The 17386-nt window shown below is 52.8% G+C and carries 12 protein-coding genes and 1 tRNA gene; 6 read left to right on the top strand and 7 right to left on the bottom strand.

Features of this window, described 5'->3' with window-relative positions; translation table 11 throughout:
- Window positions 1–27: 27 nt before the first annotated feature.
- The 5 genes from Q0Y46_RS08135 to Q0Y46_RS08155 all read right to left on the bottom strand — a co-directional run bounded on the left by Q0Y46_RS08135 (window position 28) and on the right by Q0Y46_RS08155 (window position 8415).
- Window positions 28–609, bottom strand: a complete 582-nt coding sequence (locus Q0Y46_RS08135) for a hypothetical protein (protein ID WP_173843527.1) — start codon at window positions 607–609, stop codon at window positions 28–30.
- On the bottom strand, window positions 606–2738 hold the full coding sequence (locus Q0Y46_RS08140) for a bifunctional (p)ppGpp synthetase/guanosine-3',5'-bis(diphosphate) 3'-pyrophosphohydrolase (protein ID WP_173843526.1): 2133 nt from the start codon (window positions 2736–2738) through the stop codon (window positions 606–608). Before Q0Y46_RS08140 ends, Q0Y46_RS08135 begins: the two co-directional genes overlap by 4 nt.
- A gap of 193 nt (window positions 2739–2931) precedes the next feature.
- Window positions 2932–4815 (bottom strand): hypothetical protein, encoded by a 1884-nt coding sequence (locus Q0Y46_RS08145; protein WP_297946511.1) that lies wholly within the window; start codon window positions 4813–4815, stop codon window positions 2932–2934.
- Window positions 4816–4914: 99 nt separating this feature from the next.
- Window positions 4915–5808 carry a tyrosine recombinase gene (locus Q0Y46_RS08150; protein ID WP_297946514.1) on the bottom strand — a complete coding sequence of 298 codons (894 nt, stop codon included), beginning with the start codon at window positions 5806–5808 and terminating at the stop codon, window positions 4915–4917.
- Between the two features lie 15 nt (window positions 5809–5823).
- On the bottom strand, window positions 5824–8415 hold the full coding sequence (locus tag Q0Y46_RS08155; protein WP_297946517.1) for an FISUMP domain-containing protein: 2592 nt from the start codon (window positions 8413–8415) through the stop codon (window positions 5824–5826).
- A gap of 110 nt (window positions 8416–8525) precedes the next feature.
- Between Q0Y46_RS08155 and Q0Y46_RS08160 the strand changes: the two genes are divergently transcribed.
- Window positions 8526–8598 (top strand) — tRNA-Lys (locus tag Q0Y46_RS08160).
- Between the two features lie 137 nt (window positions 8599–8735).
- Here Q0Y46_RS08160 and Q0Y46_RS08165 read toward each other — a convergent pair.
- Window positions 8736–9752 carry an outer membrane beta-barrel protein gene (locus Q0Y46_RS08165; protein WP_295682259.1) on the bottom strand — a complete coding sequence of 339 codons (1017 nt, stop codon included), beginning with the start codon at window positions 9750–9752 and terminating at the stop codon, window positions 8736–8738.
- A gap of 181 nt (window positions 9753–9933) precedes the next feature.
- Between Q0Y46_RS08165 and Q0Y46_RS08170 the strand changes: the two genes are divergently transcribed.
- On the top strand, window positions 9934–10857 hold the full coding sequence (locus tag Q0Y46_RS08170) for a sugar phosphate nucleotidyltransferase (RefSeq protein ID WP_295682261.1): 924 nt from the start codon (window positions 9934–9936) through the stop codon (window positions 10855–10857).
- A 130-nt stretch (window positions 10858–10987) separates the two neighbouring features.
- A complete protein-coding gene (locus Q0Y46_RS08175; RefSeq protein ID WP_295682264.1) occupies window positions 10988–12064 on the top strand; it encodes a hypothetical protein in 1077 nt (358 codons plus the stop codon).
- 270 nt (window positions 12065–12334) lie between these two features.
- Here the strand turns inward: Q0Y46_RS08175 and glgC are convergent, their stop codons facing one another.
- Window positions 12335–13585: a glucose-1-phosphate adenylyltransferase gene (gene glgC / locus Q0Y46_RS08180; RefSeq protein ID WP_295682266.1), complete on the bottom strand. Its 1251-nt coding sequence runs from the start codon at window positions 13583–13585 to the stop codon at window positions 12335–12337.
- Window positions 13586–13733: 148 nt separating this feature from the next.
- On the opposite strand from glgC, the gene Q0Y46_RS08185 reads away from it, so the two are divergent.
- From Q0Y46_RS08185 to Q0Y46_RS08195, 3 genes are all read left to right on the top strand, one after another.
- Window positions 13734–15596 carry a phosphoenolpyruvate carboxykinase (GTP) gene (locus Q0Y46_RS08185; RefSeq protein ID WP_297946521.1) on the top strand — a complete coding sequence of 621 codons (1863 nt, stop codon included), beginning with the start codon at window positions 13734–13736 and terminating at the stop codon, window positions 15594–15596.
- A 147-nt stretch (window positions 15597–15743) separates the two neighbouring features.
- Entirely contained in the window at window positions 15744–16799 is a 1056-nt protein-coding gene (locus tag Q0Y46_RS08190; protein WP_295682273.1) for an NAD-dependent epimerase/dehydratase family protein, read from the top strand.
- Window positions 16800–16803: 4 nt separating this feature from the next.
- Entirely contained in the window at window positions 16804–17370 is a 567-nt protein-coding gene (locus Q0Y46_RS08195) for an LptE family protein (protein ID WP_297946524.1), read from the top strand.
- The last annotated feature ends 16 nt before the right edge of the window (window positions 17371–17386 follow it).

The following is a 17386-nucleotide window of genomic DNA, read 5'->3' on the forward strand; positions in this document are numbered from 1 at the left end:
ATAACTGATAACTCATAACTCACAACTCTAATAGAAATTCTGCAATTCCTGCACGGTTCCGAACAAGGTGTTCCCTATCTGGAATCGTTCCATGACATGCTTCATCAGTTCCTTGAACTCGTCGAGGGTGGCGGCATTCATGGCGTTCAATTTCTGTTGGATGCTCGTGACGAACCCGGAGCCGACTGGCTTCGCCTTCATGTCTTGCATGGAGGTGCTCCACTGCTGCAACATGCGGTCGGTCTCGATTCTCGAGATGATGTAGCGGGTTGTCGAGAGGAGTTCCTGCAAGAAGTGGACCAGGAAGATCTCCTCTTGCAAAATACCCCAGCGTTTGTCTTTGGAGTAGAGCGTCGCATTGTCGGCCTTGCCGTAGAACACTGCCGCTTGGGCGTATTCGAGGCACGTCATGAGCAGGCGCTCATAATGCTTGATTTCTTTTGTCAGGTGCTGGAACCACCCGGAATAAGTGCCCGGGGCCGACGGATCCCCGCCGGGGGTAAGGGCACGGAACGCGTAGTAGACCTCCTCGTAATAGCGGTTACGCATGCGGCAGTTGAATGCGCGGTTCTTGAGTGTGTAATCGCTATGGTGGAGTGTCGTTATCATGCGTTCTCAACCTCTCTTACGCCTGAAATCAGGTGAATCTTGCTGATGATCGTATCGACCTGTTCCTTGCGGAATGCCTTGAACACGAGGCGTATCCTTCCGGAATACTTGGCACTGACGACCGACATCCTGTCTAGGAATACGTTTGCGTTCTTGAGTTCCTGCAATATATCCAAGGTAATATTCTTTCGGTTGTCTGTCTCGATGGTGAGGTGCGCCGTGAACGGTTTTGTGGTGTCTTCGCTCCATTTTACGGCGATTTGCTGGCTGGCCGGCAGTTCCTTGAGCGACTGGCAGTGGATTTTGTGGACCTCGATGCCTATCTGCGGACGGAGGACGCCGACGATATCGTCGCCAGGGACCGGAGCGCAGCAATCGGCAAAGTGGATGAGCAAACTCGTTTCCTGCCCAATCTGCAGGGGCATGTCGTCGCCGCGGTCCCGGTTAAACGTCGGGAAGAATCGCAGCGCGCTGACTTCCTTGGGAGCGATGTCGCCATGGCTCAAGAAGCGCTGGATGTCGGCAAGAGGGAGTTCGCCCTGGCCGATGCGCTCGAAGAGGTCTTCTTTGGACTGGACACCGAAGTAGCGCTTGATTTCTTCTTCGGGCGGGATATGCTGCTTGCTGATTTTCTTGAGGCGGAGTTCGCGGGTCCAGATTTCCTTGCCCAGGCTGCGGGCCTGCTGGATAATGCTTGTGCGCATCCAGCGGCGGAGTTCCTGCTTGGCCTTGACCGTTTTCACCAGGTCAAGCCATTCCGGGCTGGGCTCCTGGTTCTGGCTCTTGAGCACCTGGATGGTGGCTCCGTTCGGGATAACTTTGTCGAGGCTCACCACCTCGTCGTTGATACGGGCGCCGATACAGTGCAACCCGAGCTCGCTGTGGATGGCGAACGCGAAGTCGAGTACGCACGAACCGTTCGGCAATTCGATGGAGTTGCCTTTGGGCGTGAACACGGTGATGCCTTCCGGCTTCAGGTCCACCTTCAAGAAGTCCAGGTATTCCTTGCTGTCCGAAATTTCCGACTGCAACTTCACCATGTGGTCGAGCCAGGCGAGTTCTTCGCCTTCGTGCTGCGTTTCCAGCTTGTAGGCCCAGTGCGCGGCGAATCCCTTCTCGGCGGTGAGGTCCATGTCCTTGGTACGGATTTGCACCTCGACCATCTTGTTCTCGGGACCGATGACCGTGGTGTGGATGCTCTGGTACAGGTTAGGCTTCGGGGTGGCGATATAGTCCTTGAAGCGGCTCTGCATGGGCGTCCAGAGGTTGTGGACGTAACCCAGGGCCAGGTAGCATTCCGGGATGGTGTCGACGATGATGCGGATGGCGAAGATGTCGAAGATATCTTCGAATTGGCAGTCGCGGTTCACCATCTTGTTATGGATGCTGTAAATGTTCTTGGTGCGCCCTTGGATGGTGCAGTCAAAATCTTCCAGGGCCATCTTGATTTGCAGAGGCCCGATAACGGACTGGATATATTTTTCGCGGCTTTCCTTGTTCTCGATGAGTGCGTCGACGATTTTCTGGTATTCGTCTGGGTTCACGTACTTGAACGAGAGGTCTTCCAGCTCGTTCTTCAGGTTGTAGAGGCCGAACCTGTGGGTGAGCGGGACGTAGATATCGAGTGTTTCCTGGGCAATAGAGCGGCGCTTCTCGGGCTTCATGTACCGCATGGTGCGCATGTTGTGGATGCGGTCCGCGATTTTGATCATGATGACCCGCGGGTCCTTGGCCATGGCAGTGATGAGCTTGCGGTAGGTCTCCGCCTTCTGGGCGGTCTTGCTTGCTTGCTGCGCTTCCGTAATCTTCGTGACGGCATCCACCATGAACGCCGTTTCTTCTCCAAATTTTTCCGAGATTTCTTTCAGCGTATGCGGGGTGTCTTCTACAACGTCGTGGAGGAGCCCGGCCAAGACGGTGGGCTGGTCCTGCTTCAGGTCGGCGAGAATCTTTGCGACTTCGTACGGGTGTTCCGTGTAGGGCATGCCGCTCTTGCGGTACTGGCCCTCATGGGCATCGGCAATGAAGGCCACTGCAGTCTCCAGAATCCCGCGGTCCAGCTTGGGATTCTTGCGTATGAGCATGTCGACGATATGCTCTTGGTTCGTTGTCAGACTGAGTTGTTTCATTACCCCCCAATTTATTTAAAAAATGGGCAATCCATTTGCTTTGTTTTCTAAAAAAACGAAAAAATAAGATATTCTGTAGATTCGGTTCGCAGAATCCATTGCCTATGGAAAACTGATGCTTGCGGTTCTATACATTAATTGAAAAAAGGAACCTTGCGGTTCCTTATGCTAAAACTTTTTTTGGAATATTTTGCTAGTCTTCCTTGTAATCGTTGTTACCATGGGCGTAGCCTTCTTCTGTATTGGTGGAAGGCTTGTAGCATTTATTTTCTAGGGTGTGACCGGCCTTGAAGCATTCCTGTCGACTCCAGCAGCATCCATGGCTGTTTTTGCCTGTATCGTCGCATATGCAAGCGATTCCGTCATTATTTCCATCCAGGTCTACGAGCTTTCCATTGCTACAGGCAACGATGTATCCACCTTCGTGATAACTGTTGTTGATGCAGGTCTGGAGGGAATTGTGGCAAACTCCGAAGTAGGTTCCCAGGGCGTCGCACGATACGCGGCGTGTCTCGTTAGTAAGGTCGAATTCGAAATCTTCCACGCGTTCTTTAGGATCGGAGACTGGTTCGTGATTCATCCAGTTGTACCCGTGGACGGTTTTTGCTACCATCTTTTTGCTAGGAATCAAGACTTTCCATTTCTGTTTCGTTTCAAAATCCCTGAACGGCGGGTAGTCGGGGTCTTCGTTCTTGAGAATTTGCTTGCAACGTTCTTCGTCGTAGCAAGGATTTGGATTGGAGGGCGCGACGCCCATTGGCTCACCCCAGCATGGATCACAATCAGAACATTGGTTTATGTCGCATTCGTTCTCCATTATCTGTGGATCGGTGCCTTCTCTACAAGCGACGGGACATTTGTAATTGTCCTTGTCGAGCGGGTCGAACTTGTTATGGAGCCTTTCCCATTGCCCGTCGACGCACCTGTACATGATGGCGTTGTTGTTGATGTCGTTGTCGCACCTCAGTTCGTCGTTCAGGCACTCGCCGCAGATGGCCTTGTCGGTACGGCACGACTTGTTGCCGCATATGGAAACGGCCTTCTTGGCTTCGCCGGCGACGCACTCGTAGACGGTTCCCTTTTGTTCGTTATCGTTGGTGCAGGTGTGTTCGTAGTTCGTGCACGCACCGCAACCGTTGTCGCGCGGGTCGCAGGAATTTCCGTCACAGCTCTCGGTTTTCTTCTTTCCGTTTTCACAGTGGGTGACGGTCGCCTTGAAGTTCTTGTCTTCGGTACAGGTCTGCACGTCGTTGATGCATTCGCCGCAATCCGTCTCTTCTTCGTTACAGGATACCGTACCGCACGAGCGGTTCACGAGGACTCCCTTCACGCATTCCTTGACAACGCCGATGCTTGCGGGGCTGTTGGAGCACGTGCTCTTGTAGCTGTCGTCGCATTCGCTTTCGACTTCGGCTCCCGTATTCGCGCATTCCTTGGTCACTGTATTGCAGAGAACGCCTTCGTCACAGGTGTTGCTCTTGCAAGAGCATTTTCCGTCTTTCGCCTTGCCGCCAGACGCCTTGCACAAGTCGGCGAAGGAGTTGAGAGTCGACGAAGTGGTGTCCTTGGATTCTTTTGTCGATGATGAGTCTTTGGTTTCTTTCGTCGAAGAGGTATCTTCGGTGCGCTTGGTCTGGTTCCCGCAAATTCCTGAAAGAACGTTACAGACGGCACCCACGTCGCAGAGCTCGCCCTTACAGATACACACGCCGTCTTTTTCTTTACCGCCGGACCCCTTGCACAAGTCTATGAACTTGGTGAGAGTTTCTTTGGACATGGAGGAGGAACTCTTTTTAGAGGAACTGCTCACATCCTTGTCACTGTCCGTGGAATCGGGACGAATTCCCAGATCGACCCATTCGTGGTCGAGGCAAAGGAAGTCGGAGTGCTTGTCCTTCACGTAGACCGTATCTCCTTCGTTGGTGTCGGTGCAGGCGCCCAACTCGAAAATCGAGGGAACTTCCGTGACAACCTTCTTTGGGGTTACCTTTTCGCTGCTGTCGTCGTCACCGCAGCCGGTAATGAGGACGGCTCCGAGGAGTGCCGAACCTAGAAGGGATAGGAATGTTTTTTTCATTGCAATCTCCGCCAAAAAAAAACTTACAATTTTATTCCAAATATACCCAGATTCATCAATGTTGTCAATTTTGGGGCTGTTTTGAGCGCCAATTCCCTGTTATTTTCCGCCCAATTCCCGCGGGTGGAACATTCTGTGTTCCTGCTTGATGAATTCCTTGTCGATGTGTGTATAAATTTGCGTGGTGCTGATGTCTGCATGGCCCAGCAGTTCCTGCAGGACGCGCAGGTCCATGCCCGCCTCTAGGCAGTGCGTGGCAAAACTGTGCCGGAAGGTGTGCGGCGAAACTTGTTTGGAAAGGTGTGCCGTGTGTTGTTGCACGATTTTCCAGGCACCCATGCGGGTCATCGGTTTGCCATGGGAATTTAAAATTATGTTGTCTGTTGTCGGGTGGGTGAGGGGGCGTCCATCTTCTATCCAGGCGCGCAGATTTTCTTTCGCCTTGCTGCCGAGCGGTACCAGGCGTTGCTTGTTGCCTTTGCCGATGGGGGTGAGCCATTCGTTTTCTAGGTCCAGGTGCGAGAGCTTGATTCCCAAGGTCTCCGATATGCGGAGTCCCGCGCTGTACATGAGTTCAAACAGGGCCGTGTCGCGGAGCGGGTTCTTGCCGTTTGCCGCACTCTCGAATACGCTGTCGATTTCTTCGCGGGTGAGGTACTGGGGCAAATAATGGCCCAGCTTGGGGCGTTCGAGCATCGATTCGGTGCTGTAGTCGTACTCGCCTTCCTTCTGCATGTACTTGAGGAACCCGCGCAGGCTCGAAAAGTGTCGCGCGATGGATGTGGGGGAGTATTCCTCCTGCCCGGCGGTGAACGTCAGGAATTCGTCCAGTTTTTCCGGGGTCAAATCCTTCAAGTCCAAACTGGATTCGTCGAGCCATTCGATAAAATGCCTCAAATCTTCCTGATAGCTCTGGATGGTGGCAGGCGAAAGGTTCCGCTCCACTCCCAAGAAGGCCAGGTAGGCGTCCATGCGGTTCGAATTGAGGCTCATCTTATTCCTTGAATTTTAGTCCTTGACGCAGCGGATTGCCGTGAAGTGCCTGCGGTACTGCGAAATTTCCTTGGTAATCGCCTTGGGTTTACCTTGGCCTGTAGAATAATAATACATGACCGTATCTGCAGGGTTGTGAACGGCGAGGCACGCCTCCTGGTCGATAGACAGGGTCTGCTGATTTTGCCTGCCGTAGCTGAAGACATCGGCTTGCGTGTAGCAACCGTTAGGAACGATCCCGAAGCCGTACTTGTCCATGCCGTGATTTTTGGTTATTGTTTTTCCTACAGAATTGATGTATTCCCATCCGTAAACGGCTTTAAGGTCGATGCCCGCGGAATCGCCGACAAAGTCCAGCAGGTCGTCCCAGTCGCCTAGGGTCGGCACGTGCCATCCGCTAGGGCAAAGGGCCTCGGTGGAGTCAGAGACCAAGGGGTACCTATAGTAGCGCCCGTACTTGGCGCAGGAATCCATGTAACAATAGCTTTTTGCGGAATCGGCAGCCTCGTAGCGCAGGCTTTCTGCCATCCAGGTGACTCCGTTCATCTCGACGGTCTTGTATTCCTGCCCGTCGCGGTCGTCGGTCAGTGTCCCGTATTCGCCGGTGTAGCCGTAGGCGACGGCGGTGTCGTTGACGCAGCGGACATTGAGGTAATAGGCTATCGAGGTAGACCCGACATACAGGGTATCTTTAAGGATGCTTTCGCTTTTGGAAGAGGTGAGGGTGTATGCCATGCTGTCCTTCTTAATGTCGCTGCTCCAATAGTTTTCACTTCCGCTACGATTGACACCTATGGCACTGCGGTCGAAGAAACCGTAGAACGAGGAATCGTTCCTTGCGTATCCGGACAGGGGCATCGAGAATCCAAATTCGTCTTTCCCGCCATAATAATTGGAAAGCAGGTGCTCGGCCTTGGTATCGAGCCCCCCGAAATAGACAAGCGTGTCGAAGTCGGCCTTCGACGGCAGGTGCCATCCGTCGGGGCATGCGGTCTTTGCCTCGTCGAAGGTATAGTACCGCCCGAAGGTGCTGCAATAGTCGGAATAACGGTGGTCCTGGTAACAGAAGCTGTTTTCCGTTTCGTAGTTCAAGTTCTGCGACATCCACTTCTGCGGGCCGATAACAGTGGTCTTGTAGGTCTGGCCGTCGCGCGGGTCGGTGAACTTGCCGTAATTGAAGGAGGGATTCAAAAGCGAGTCCGTCATGTCGGGGGCGGAGCGGCTCTTGACGCAATAGTACTGCTGGGCGGTGCTTTCGCGGAGGGTCCTGTCGGAATATGCCGCGTCGGAAGACTGGAGGAACGTGATTCCGTCTATCATGACGTCTTGAGCGGATTGGATGTTCAAGCCGTATGCGTTGAGGCCGTTTCTGTAATTCCAGCCGGTCTTGGACTTGAGCATGATTCCCGCGAAGCACTTGCCTCCGATGCTCTCGAAAAGTTCCGCCCAATCTTCCTCATCGGGGGTGTGCCAGCCGAAGGGGCAATAGTATTCCGTCCAGGATTCTATCTTGACGGGCGTCTTGACCCATTCTTGGTTCCCGATCTTGACGGATTTCTTCCCGCCGACATCGCCGTATTCGCATTTGTCCTTGCCGTCGACATTGCACGGCTTGACCTTGGGAGCCCATGCGGAATCCTTGCAGGTTTCGTCGTTGGATTTCACCGAGGCCTTGTCGTTCAAGTCGGGCCATGGGGTGGGGGCGTCACCCTTGATGCAGCGCAGTTGCGCGACCCTGGAATCTTTAAGCTTATCCTCCGAAGTACTGACATAGGTGACGTTGAACGGAGTGGTGCGTTCGGTTTCTGCCATGGCTATGCCCGTGTACAATTTCCCTGAGTTGCGGGTATTGTACGGTGTCCAGAAATAAAAATCGGTATTGACCGAAAATCCGTAGGCATCGGTTCCGCAGAGGTCGACCTTGGCGAAACAGTTGTCCTTGCTCATCAGGTTCCTGGCGCCGTCGGAATACTTGTAGTCAGAGAACTTGCGGCCTCCCGTGTTCGAGAACAGGGTCGCCCAGTCACTTCTTGTCGGGATTCTCCATCCGTCAGGGCATATTCCCTGGACTAGCGTATCGCAAATGTTAGAAAGGGAGCAACCATTCGAAAGGGTGTCCATTATAGTTGTCCAGGTGTACTTTCTCCCGTACTTTTTGCAGTCGGTATCGGTGGAGTCATAGCATTCGCTGCCAGATTCCGTTTTGTAGTTCAGGTTCTCGGCCATCCAAGTCTGTTCGCCGATCGTGACGGTCTTGTAGGTCTTGCCGTCGCGCTTGTTGGTGAATTTCCCCTTGACGACGGAGGAGGGGTCAACTACATAGTTGCCGGAGCTGCTAGACTTCTTGCTGCTGCTCGATTTCTTGCTCGAAGAGGAATCGTCTTCAGGATCAGAATCATCATCCGGTTCCTCGCTGCTCGAAGACGACTTTTTCTTTGAGTCGGATGAGTTTTTCTTGCTCGACGAAGAGTCGCTTTCCGAATCGGACGAGACGGAGGAACTGGAAGACATTTCCTCGTCGTCGGATTTTGCGTCGGTGGAGCTTTCACCGCTACAGCATAGGAGGAAAAACGGAAGAACCAATGCGAGGTAAGGTGCTATTCTCATAATATTCTCCTTGCTTTTAAATGAATATAGAATTTTTTTGAATTTTTTTATAAAAAACCCTTGACAAGTCTTTTCTGCTTTTCTATAATTGTGCGCGTCCGAGCGACAATGGATGATTAGCTCAGTTGGTAGAGCAGCTGACTCTTAATCAGCGGGTCGCAGGTTCGACCCCTGCATCATCCACTAAGTGCCGATTCCGAGAAGGAATCGGCACTTTTTTTTCAAGATATTCTATTTCCTAAATAAAAAAGCCTGCCGCCGAGTTCAATCGGAGGCAGGCTTTTTTGTGCCAGCAAGGAATGGCTGGCTCTGCAAATGGGTTAGATGAACAATTTCAGGCCGATGGACAGGTCAACTGCCCTGAAGCTCCAGTATTCGTCCTTGCCATCGTCACGGATGTACAGATCGTCATAGATATCGGAAATACCGATGTTCATGCGCGTGTAAATGCCGAAGTGGCTGGTTGCATTGACGCCCATACCCATGATGAAGTCCCAAGACATCGGTGCGCAGTGGTCTTCGTGGAGGTCCTGGTCTACTCGCTTATTTCCGTTGATGGAAATCTGGAGGTTGTTGTACAGGGGAACTTCGATTTCGGTACCGATGAAGAAGTTGACAACGCCAGAACGGGTGGCATTGATGTTCATCTGGAGAGGGAAACCGAGCGAATAAGCTACGATCTTGTCTTTACGCGCTTCCCTTTCGTATGTAGTCCGGTTTGTCTGCGAGAAGGAATTGGATTCTTTTCTATAGATGAACTGGGAACCGATTTCGAAGCTGAAGATATATTCGCTTATGGGAATGGTCACGAATGCGCCACCGTTCCAAGTCAGGCCTTCGTCGAGGTCGTCGTTGTCTTCGCCTTCGAATTCGCTGGTACCGATGGATGCCTGGATACCGTAGTGCATGGTCTGCCTGGGATGGACCCTCGGTGCCGGTGCAGGTGCTGGAGCCGGAGCCTGCTGGACCGGCGCTACTGCGACGGGCTGCGGCTGCGGCATTACGACCGGTTGAGGCTGAGTCGGCTGTTGGGCTTCAGTTGTGTTGGCATAGTAGAAAATTACGGGGACCGATTCGCCGTTTTGTGCGGCTTGTTCCGCTGCGGGCGCTGCCGTGGGCTCGTTTGGTGCTGGAGCTACAACGGGAGCGGGTGCCGGTTGTTCGGTTGCGGCTGGTGCTGGAACGGGAGCGGGTGCTGCGACAGGAGCTGCTTCTGCAGCGGGAGCTGCAACAGGGGCGGCTTCTACAGCGGGTGCTTCTTGGGGAGTGTCTTGAGCGACGGCAAAGGTTGCAAGGCAGAAAAGCGAAGAAACGGCAAGGATAATTTTTTTATTCATGAACTACTCCTTAATATGTTCCCAATTAAACTATTTAATTTTTTCCAATAAAGAAAGAAAACGTGGATATTTTCTTCAAGTTTTTTGATTTTTTTAGAAAAAGATATGTTTTTTTGTTATTTTTTTGTATAATGGGATGTAAAGTTTTGCATATGTATCGCAAATCAAGGATTGCAAAGAAATGAAAATTATTTTGCCAGTCGCTGGTAATGGCATAAGACTCCGTCCCTATACTGAGGATCTTCCGAAGTGTTTGTTGCCTGTGGCGGGAAAGACTATTATTGATTGGATTGTCGAAGATTCTTTGAGCTTGAACCCTTCTGAAACGTTTTTCATCACGGGTTACAAAGCCGAGAAAATGGATGAATATTTACAGGGCAAGCCGGAATGGGGTAAAGTTCGTACTGTCCGTCAGGAAAATCCGCAGGGTTTGGGCGAGGCGATAAGCCTTGCGCTGCCGTTTGTGGACGACGAAGAACCGCTGCTGATTATCTTGGGGGATACGCTTTTTGAAGCCGACCTTTCCATTCTTGCAAATGCCGAAGAAAATATCCTTTATACTTACAAGGTCGAGGATCCGTCGCGTTTTGGTGTTGCTGTGACATCTTCTGATGGTCAAATTGAACGTCTTGTAGAAAAACCGCAAGAATTCGTGAGTGACGAGGCTATTGTCGGCATCTACTACATCAAGAACGTGAAGGCGTTGAAAGATTCTCTTAAATATTTGATGGACAACAATATACGTACCAAGAACGAATTCCAGCTGACCGATGCGCTCGAAAGAATGATCGAACAGGGGTATAAGTTCAAGACGGCTCCTGTGTTCCGCTGGTTGGATTGCGGCTTGATGGAAACGTTATTGCATACGAATGCGCACATGCTCAGCCGTAATGACAATAGCGCCGAGTTCGTTGCCAAGGGAATGAAGGTCGTTTCTCCGTGCTATATTGGCAAGAATGTCAAGATTTACGGCTGCAAGATTGGCCCGTATGTTACCATTGGGGACGATTGCGAACTTTCGGGTGTCGAAATCAGCAATTCTGTCGTCTGGAGCGGTGTAAAGATTACGAACGGTAAAATCTGCAATTCTATTGTTCATAAATAAATCTTTACATCTCTTTGAGATTTGCTCAACGCTTTTTTCTTGTTTAGCGGCGCATTCTGATGTGCCGCTTTTTTTGCGTTATATATTCCAGCCTAGGGAAACCATTCATTTCTAATAGGAGTATCTTAAAATGAATTGTAAAAAAATTGCCTTGGCCGTGTCCCTCGCGGCTGTATTCTGTTTCATAGGCTGTGGCGACGATTCCTCTAACTCGCCGTCGGCGGCTGGGGGCGATGGAACCGTTCTTTCCAGCGATTCCAATGGTGGCGAAGGTGGTGAAGTGACCTCCAACGACTCCAAGGATGGAAAGGAAAAATCTGCTAAGTCCACGGATTCGAAGGATTCCAAGGACGAAAAGGCCTCGGATGACAAGGAAAAGAAAGATTCCGGCGAATCCAAGGATTCTTCTAGCACTTCCAATGATTCTGGAGACAGCGGCAGCACAACTCCTTCCAGCGACTCCAAGGGCGACGTAACGTCCAATCCTTCGAGCGGAGGCATGATGTCTTTCGATTCGACGGCCTTTGCCAGCATGTTCTCTTGCTCCGAGGAAGGCGCGACCCAGAACCAGATGGGCTACGTCAGTGTTTGCACGAACGGCCAGTGGGTTTATGATTCCACGGCGACCGCCGAAGCCAACAAGTGCACCGAGGAAGGTGCCACGAAAACGGATTCCACGTCGACGATGGGTTTCACGATGGCCATGACTTACGTCTGCAAGGACGGTAAGTGGTCTATGAATATGGGTTCTGGCGTTTCGGGGACCCCGTGCGATGTGGAAGATTCCACCAAGGAAGAGAACGGGAAGTCCTACATCTGCAAGGAAGGCAAGTGGGAACGCGATAAGGCTGCTGAAGCCGAAAAGAACAAGTGCGACAAGGAAGACTCCACCAAGATCGAGAACGGGAAGTCCTACATCTGCAAGGAAGGCCAGTGGGCCCGCGACAGGGAAGCTGATGCCGAAAGGAACAAGTGCGACGAGGAAGGCGCCACGAAGGACAGCACTTCGATGGGCATGTCAATGAAGTACGTATGCACGGACGGCCAGTGGAAAATGGACATGTCCAGCTTTACGGGTGGCGGATTCAACATGGGTGACAGCACTGGTACCGGCTTTAACTTCGGTGGCCGCCGCGACAGCACGGGTGGTTTCAATATCGGTGGGGGCACCAAGCCCGTAGTCCCGGATTCCACCGCAACTGAATAGTAGTTTGTCCTGAAAAACAACAAGCAAAGACCCCGGCAATAGCTGGGGCCTTTTTGGTAAATGAGGCTCGAGGCTCGGGGCACGAGCGGTGAGCAATGAGCAGTGAGTCTTTGAGAGACTAGAGAATAGAGGCTAGTGAAAAGAATCACGCACTTCGTGCGTCAATATAAGACGGCGAAGCCGTGATATTTCTCCCTAGCCCCTAGATTCTAGATCCTAATCCCTAACCACTTCCTACTGTCTACTTCCTACTGTCTACTGTCTACTTCCTCACGCTTTAATAATCGTATCCTTAGCGAGGACCACGATTCCCGATTCGGTTACGTGGAAGAGCTTTTTGTCGCGCTCCAGGTCGTAGCCGATCTGGAAGCCGGCGGGGATGTGCAGTCCTTTTTCGATAATTGCCTTGCGCACCTTGGCGCCCGGTCCGATGGTCACGTTCGGGAAGAGGATGGATTCCTCGACGAGCGCATCCTTCTGGATGGTGACGCCCGGGCTGAGGATGCTCTTGACGACCGTGCCGCCGCCGATGATGCAGCCTGCGGAAACGATGGAGTCGATGGCCGCTCCCTGGTGGGCGTCGCTGTCGCCGGCAAAGAAGCGGGCGGGCGGCTGGTTCCAGTTGAACGTGCGGATGGGCCAGTAGTTGTTATAAAGGTCGAACGGCGGGTTCTCGGAGCAGAGGTCCATGTTCGCCTCGAAGAAGGCGTCGAGCGTTCCCACGTCGCGCCAGTAACCCTTGGTGGAGGCTTGTTCGCCGCGCACGATGTTCGTGTTGAAGTCGTACACGTAAACGGGGAACTCGTTGTACAGGTTCGGGATGATGTGCTTGCCGAAGTCCGTGGCGCCGTTCTGCGCGCCCTTCAGGAGCTCGCGCACCAGGAACTTGCTCGTAAAGATGTAGTTGCCCATGCTGGCGAGGCAGTAGCCCGGATTGCCCGGCATTTCCTTGGGGTTCTTGGGCTTTTCTTCGAAGCCGATCATGCGTCCGTCCTGGTCGACTTCGATGATGCCGAATTCGCGGGCTTCCGCGACGGGGACGGGGATGGCCGCGATGGTCAGGAGAGCCGCCCTGCTCAGATGGAAGTCAATCATCTGGTTGATGTCCATCTTGTAGATGTGGTCGCCGCCGAAAATGGCCACGAGGTCCGGTCGTTCGTCCGTGATGAGGTTGATGTTCTGGAAGATGGCGTCGGCAGTCCCCTTGTACCAGTCGTCGCCGGTGCGCATCTGCGCGGGCACGAGGTCCACGTACTGGTCGAGGCTCGCGTTCAGGTTCCATGCAGCGGAGATGTGCTTGTTCAGCGAGTCGCTTTTGAACTGCGTAAGGACCTTGATTTTGAAAATGCCGGAATTGATGAAATTATTGAGGACGAAATCGATGATGCGGTAGGTCCCGCCGAAGTGGACCGCCGGCTTGGCACGGTCGCGGGTGAGGGGTTGGAGACGGCTGCCTTGGCCGCCTGCCATGATCATGCACAGGATGTTTTTTTGGTGTTCTCTATAATAGGACCAGCTCATAATGCCTCTGGATGGTTTCCTTGCTCATTGTTACGTGTGAAATTTACCTTTTTTTGGGGGCAAAAGGAGGCCGGTCGGCCCTAAAAATGCTATTTTTGCTCCGTTCGAAATTTCTCGAAACTAACGTTAAACCCAATAGGAGCTCATAATGAGTCTTACCCTTAACGATATCAAGCACCCGAGGATCAGTACCTGGGTGAATGAAATGATTGCCATGTGCGAACCGGACAACGTTGTTGTCGTTGACGGTACCAAGGAAGAATACGATGCCCTCATGCAGAAGTGCGTCAAGGCTGGCCTTGCCACTCCGCTCAAGAAGAAGGAAAACTGCTTCTTGTTCCGCTCTCTGCCGTCTGACGTGGCCCGTGTTGAATCCCGCACGTTCATCTCTTCCGTGAAGGAAGAAGATGCCGGTCCGACCAACCACTGGATCGACCCGTCTGAACTCAAGCAGACGATGAGAAAGCTTTACAAGGGTTGTATGCACGGCCGTACCATGTACGTGATCCCGTTCTGCATGGGCCCGCTCGGCTCCCCGATTTCCAAGAACGGTATCGAAGTCACGGACTCCGAATACGTCGTTCTCAACATGGACATCATGACTCGCGCCGGCAAGAAGGTCTTGGACATCTTCAACGCCGACCCGAACGCTGACTTCGTTCCGTGCCTCCACTCTGTGGGTAAGCCGCTCCGCGAATGCGAAAGCGACAACGGTGTCTGGCCCTGCGCTGACGTCGAATACAAGTACATCACCCAGTTCCCGGAAGAACGCCTCATCTGGTCGTACGGTTCGGGCTACGGTGGAAACGCCCTCCTCGGCAAGAAGTGCTTCGCTCTCCGTATCGCTACCGTTCTCGCTCGCGACGAAGGCTGGCTCGCCGAACACATGCTCATCCTCAAGCTCACGAACCCGAAGGGCGAAGTCAAGTACGTTACTGGCGCCTTCCCGTCTGCTTGCGGTAAGACGAACCTCGCCATGCTCATCCCGACTATCCCGGGCTGGAAGGTCGAAACCATCGGTGACGACATTGCATGGATGAAGTTTGGCAAGGATGGCCGTCTCTACGCCATCAACCCGGAAGCCGGTTTCTTCGGCGTTGCTCCGGGCACCTCTGCCGAATCCAACAAGAACGCTCTTATCTCTGCCGAAAAGAACACCATCTACACCAACTGCGCCCTCACTGAAGACGGCGACATCTGGTGGGAAGGCATCGGCTACCCGGCACAGGGCAAGCTCGTTGACTGGAAGGGCAAGACCCGCGACGCTCTCCCGAAGGACAAGGCTCCCAAGGGCGAAGAAATGGCTCACCCGAACGCTCGCTTCACCGCTCCGGCCAACCAGTGCCCCTGCATTGCTCCGGAATGGGAAGATCCTGCCGGCGTGCCTATCTCTGCAATCCTCTTCGGTGGCCGTCGTCCTTCTACGATTCCTCTGGTTCACCAGTCCCTCAGCTGGAACCACGGCGTGTTCCTCGGCTCCATCGTGGGTTCTGAAATCACCGCTGCTTCCACCATCAACGCAGCCGAAGTCGGTAAGATCCGTCGCGACCCGTTCGCCATCCTCCCGTTCTGCGGCTACAACATGGGTGACTACTTCAAGCACTGGATCGAAATCGGCAAGAAGTCCACTGAAGACAAGCTTCCGAAGATCTTCTACGTGAACTGGTTCCGCAAGGATGCCAACAACGAGAAGCTCCCGGGTGGCTTCATGTGGCCGGGTTACGGCGACAACAGCCGCGTGCTCGCTTGGATCTTCGACCGCTGCAACGGTGTCGATAACGCCAAGGAAACTCCGATCGGTTACATGCCGAAGGACGGCGCCATCAATACTGAAGGCCTCGCCGACTACTACAAGGAAACTCTCCCGGAAATCACGAAGGTTGACGTGGAAGGCTGGAAGAAGGAACTCGCCGACGTTAAGGAAAACCACTATCCGAAGTTCGGCGCTCACCTCCCGAAGGAACTCTCCGAAATCATCGACATGATCCAGGATCGCCTGAACAAAGCCTAATTGTTCCCTTTAGGAACTTTAAAATCCTCGCTACCGCAATGGTGGCGGGGATTTTTTTGTCCGTTATTTTGTCCTTTTTTCTTTTTGCTGCATGGAAGCATTAGTGAAAAACTGCTAAATTTCGGGAAAAGAAGGATTCGGTTTAAGATGAAGATTCTTGTGACTGGTGCTGCCGGGTTTATCGCCTCGAAGATCATGGCGATGCTTGCGCTGCGTGGCGACGAAGTGGTCGGGCTGGATAATATCAACGACTACTACGACGTGCGCCTCAAGTACGGCCGTCTCTGGGAAAACGGTTTCCGTACCGAAAGCGGGGACGCTCTGGCCGAGATGCCTTTCGGGAAAATGCTCGAAAGCTCGGTGCTTCCCGGTGCCCGTTTTGTCCGCATGGATATTGCCGACAAGGCTTCTATTGACAAACTTTTTGCCGAAGAAAAATTCGACAAGGTCGTTCACCTTGCCGCGCAGGCGGGCGTCCGCTATTCCATCACGAATCCCTACGCCTACATGCAAAGCAATATGGTGGGCTTCCTGAACATTTTGGAGGCATGCCGCCATAACCAGGTGAAGCACTTGCTCTTTGCGTCGTCCAGTTCCGTGTATGGACTCAATAGCAAGGTCCCCTACAGCGAAGACGACAAGGTCGACAATCCGGTGAGCCTTTATGCGGCAAGCAAGAAGAGCAACGAACTGATGGCGCACGCTTATTCCAAACTCTACGGCATTCCGGTGACTGGCTTGCGCTATTTCACCGTGTACGGCCCGTGGGGGAGGCCCGATATGAGCCCCATGCTCTTTGCCCGCGCGATTTCGAAGGGGGAACCCATCAAGGTGTTCAACAACGGCGACATGATCCGCGATTTCACCTACATCGACGACATTGCCGAAGGCAGCGTGCATGCGCTCGACCACATGCCGGTTGCTGCCGCCTGCGAGAACGGGGTCCCGTACAAACTCTACAATATCGGGTGCAGCCATCCGGTCAAACTCATGGACTTCATTGCCGAAATCGAGGCCGCCTACGGCGAATCCGCCAAGAAGGATTTCTTGCCGATGCAGCCGGGCGACGTTTACCAGACAAACGCCGACACGACAAAACTTGAGACGGAATGCGGGTACAAACCCCACTGGAGCCTGCACGACGGTATCGCCGAATTCATGAAGTGGTACAAGAGCGAAAGGAATCCTCTTAGGGGAATTTGATTTCTTGGATGAATTGGAGTCCAAGGACGTGCTCATTTATTTCTACATTTTGGCTATGCGTTTCCGCAAGAACATTTCCTATTTTCTTTGTTTGTTTGCTCTTGCCTTGATGGTCGTGGGACTTTCGGGTTGTTACAGTTTTACGGCGTCGACATTGCCGAGCCATATCAAGACGGTCCAGATACACGAGGTTGAAGATAAGACGCTGGACCCGGTGCTCGCGAATAACATCCATTCGGCCATTGTCGAAATGTTCAGGAAAAATGCAGGTGGTGTGCGCCTTGTGAACGACGATGCCAATGCCGATTTCGCGATAACGCTCCTGAGTTACACGAACAAGCCCGAGAACTACAATAGCAACAGCGATGTGGAAACTTATCGCGTGACCATCCGAGTGAGCGTGAAGTTCTACGATAACGTTAAGGAACGCATCATTTACGAAAGCAATTCGCTTTCGGCAGACGGAACCTACGATATTCAGAAAAACGAGACCGAAGACCGTCATGGTCAGGCCCGCGCTATCGAAAAACTGCAAGATTTGATTATCGCCAATGCCTTGGCTAAATGGTGACGCGTAACTATCAATT

The sequence above is a fragment of the uncultured Fibrobacter sp. genome, from assembly GCF_947305105.1.
Classification (GTDB): Bacteria; Fibrobacterota; Fibrobacteria; order Fibrobacterales; family Fibrobacteraceae; genus Fibrobacter.

Bases quoted from the DNA above. Each gene is read 5' to 3' on its own strand.
- Q0Y46_RS08135 (WP_173843527.1), bottom strand. From the start codon at position 609: ATGATAACGACACTCCACCATAGCGATTACACACTCAAGAACCGCGCA.
- Q0Y46_RS08140 (WP_173843526.1), bottom strand. From the start codon at position 2,738: ATGAAACAACTCAGTCTGACAACGAACCAAGAGCATATCGTCGACATG.
- Q0Y46_RS08145 (WP_297946511.1), bottom strand. From the start codon at position 4,815: ATGAAAAAAACATTCCTATCCCTTCTAGGTTCGGCACTCCTCGGAGCC.
- Q0Y46_RS08150 (WP_297946514.1), bottom strand. From the start codon at position 5,808: ATGAGCCTCAATTCGAACCGCATGGACGCCTACCTGGCCTTCTTGGGA.
- Q0Y46_RS08155 (WP_297946517.1), bottom strand. From the start codon at position 8,415: ATGAGAATAGCACCTTACCTCGCATTGGTTCTTCCGTTTTTCCTCCTA.
- Q0Y46_RS08165 (WP_295682259.1), bottom strand. From the start codon at position 9,752: ATGAATAAAAAAATTATCCTTGCCGTTTCTTCGCTTTTCTGCCTTGCA.
- Q0Y46_RS08170 (WP_295682261.1), top strand. From the start codon at position 9,934: ATGAAAATTATTTTGCCAGTCGCTGGTAATGGCATAAGACTCCGTCCC.
- Q0Y46_RS08175 (WP_295682264.1), top strand. From the start codon at position 10,988: ATGAATTGTAAAAAAATTGCCTTGGCCGTGTCCCTCGCGGCTGTATTC.
- glgC (WP_295682266.1), bottom strand. From the start codon at position 13,585: ATGAGCTGGTCCTATTATAGAGAACACCAAAAAAACATCCTGTGCATG.
- Q0Y46_RS08185 (WP_297946521.1), top strand. From the start codon at position 13,734: ATGAGTCTTACCCTTAACGATATCAAGCACCCGAGGATCAGTACCTGG.
- Q0Y46_RS08190 (WP_295682273.1), top strand. From the start codon at position 15,744: ATGAAGATTCTTGTGACTGGTGCTGCCGGGTTTATCGCCTCGAAGATC.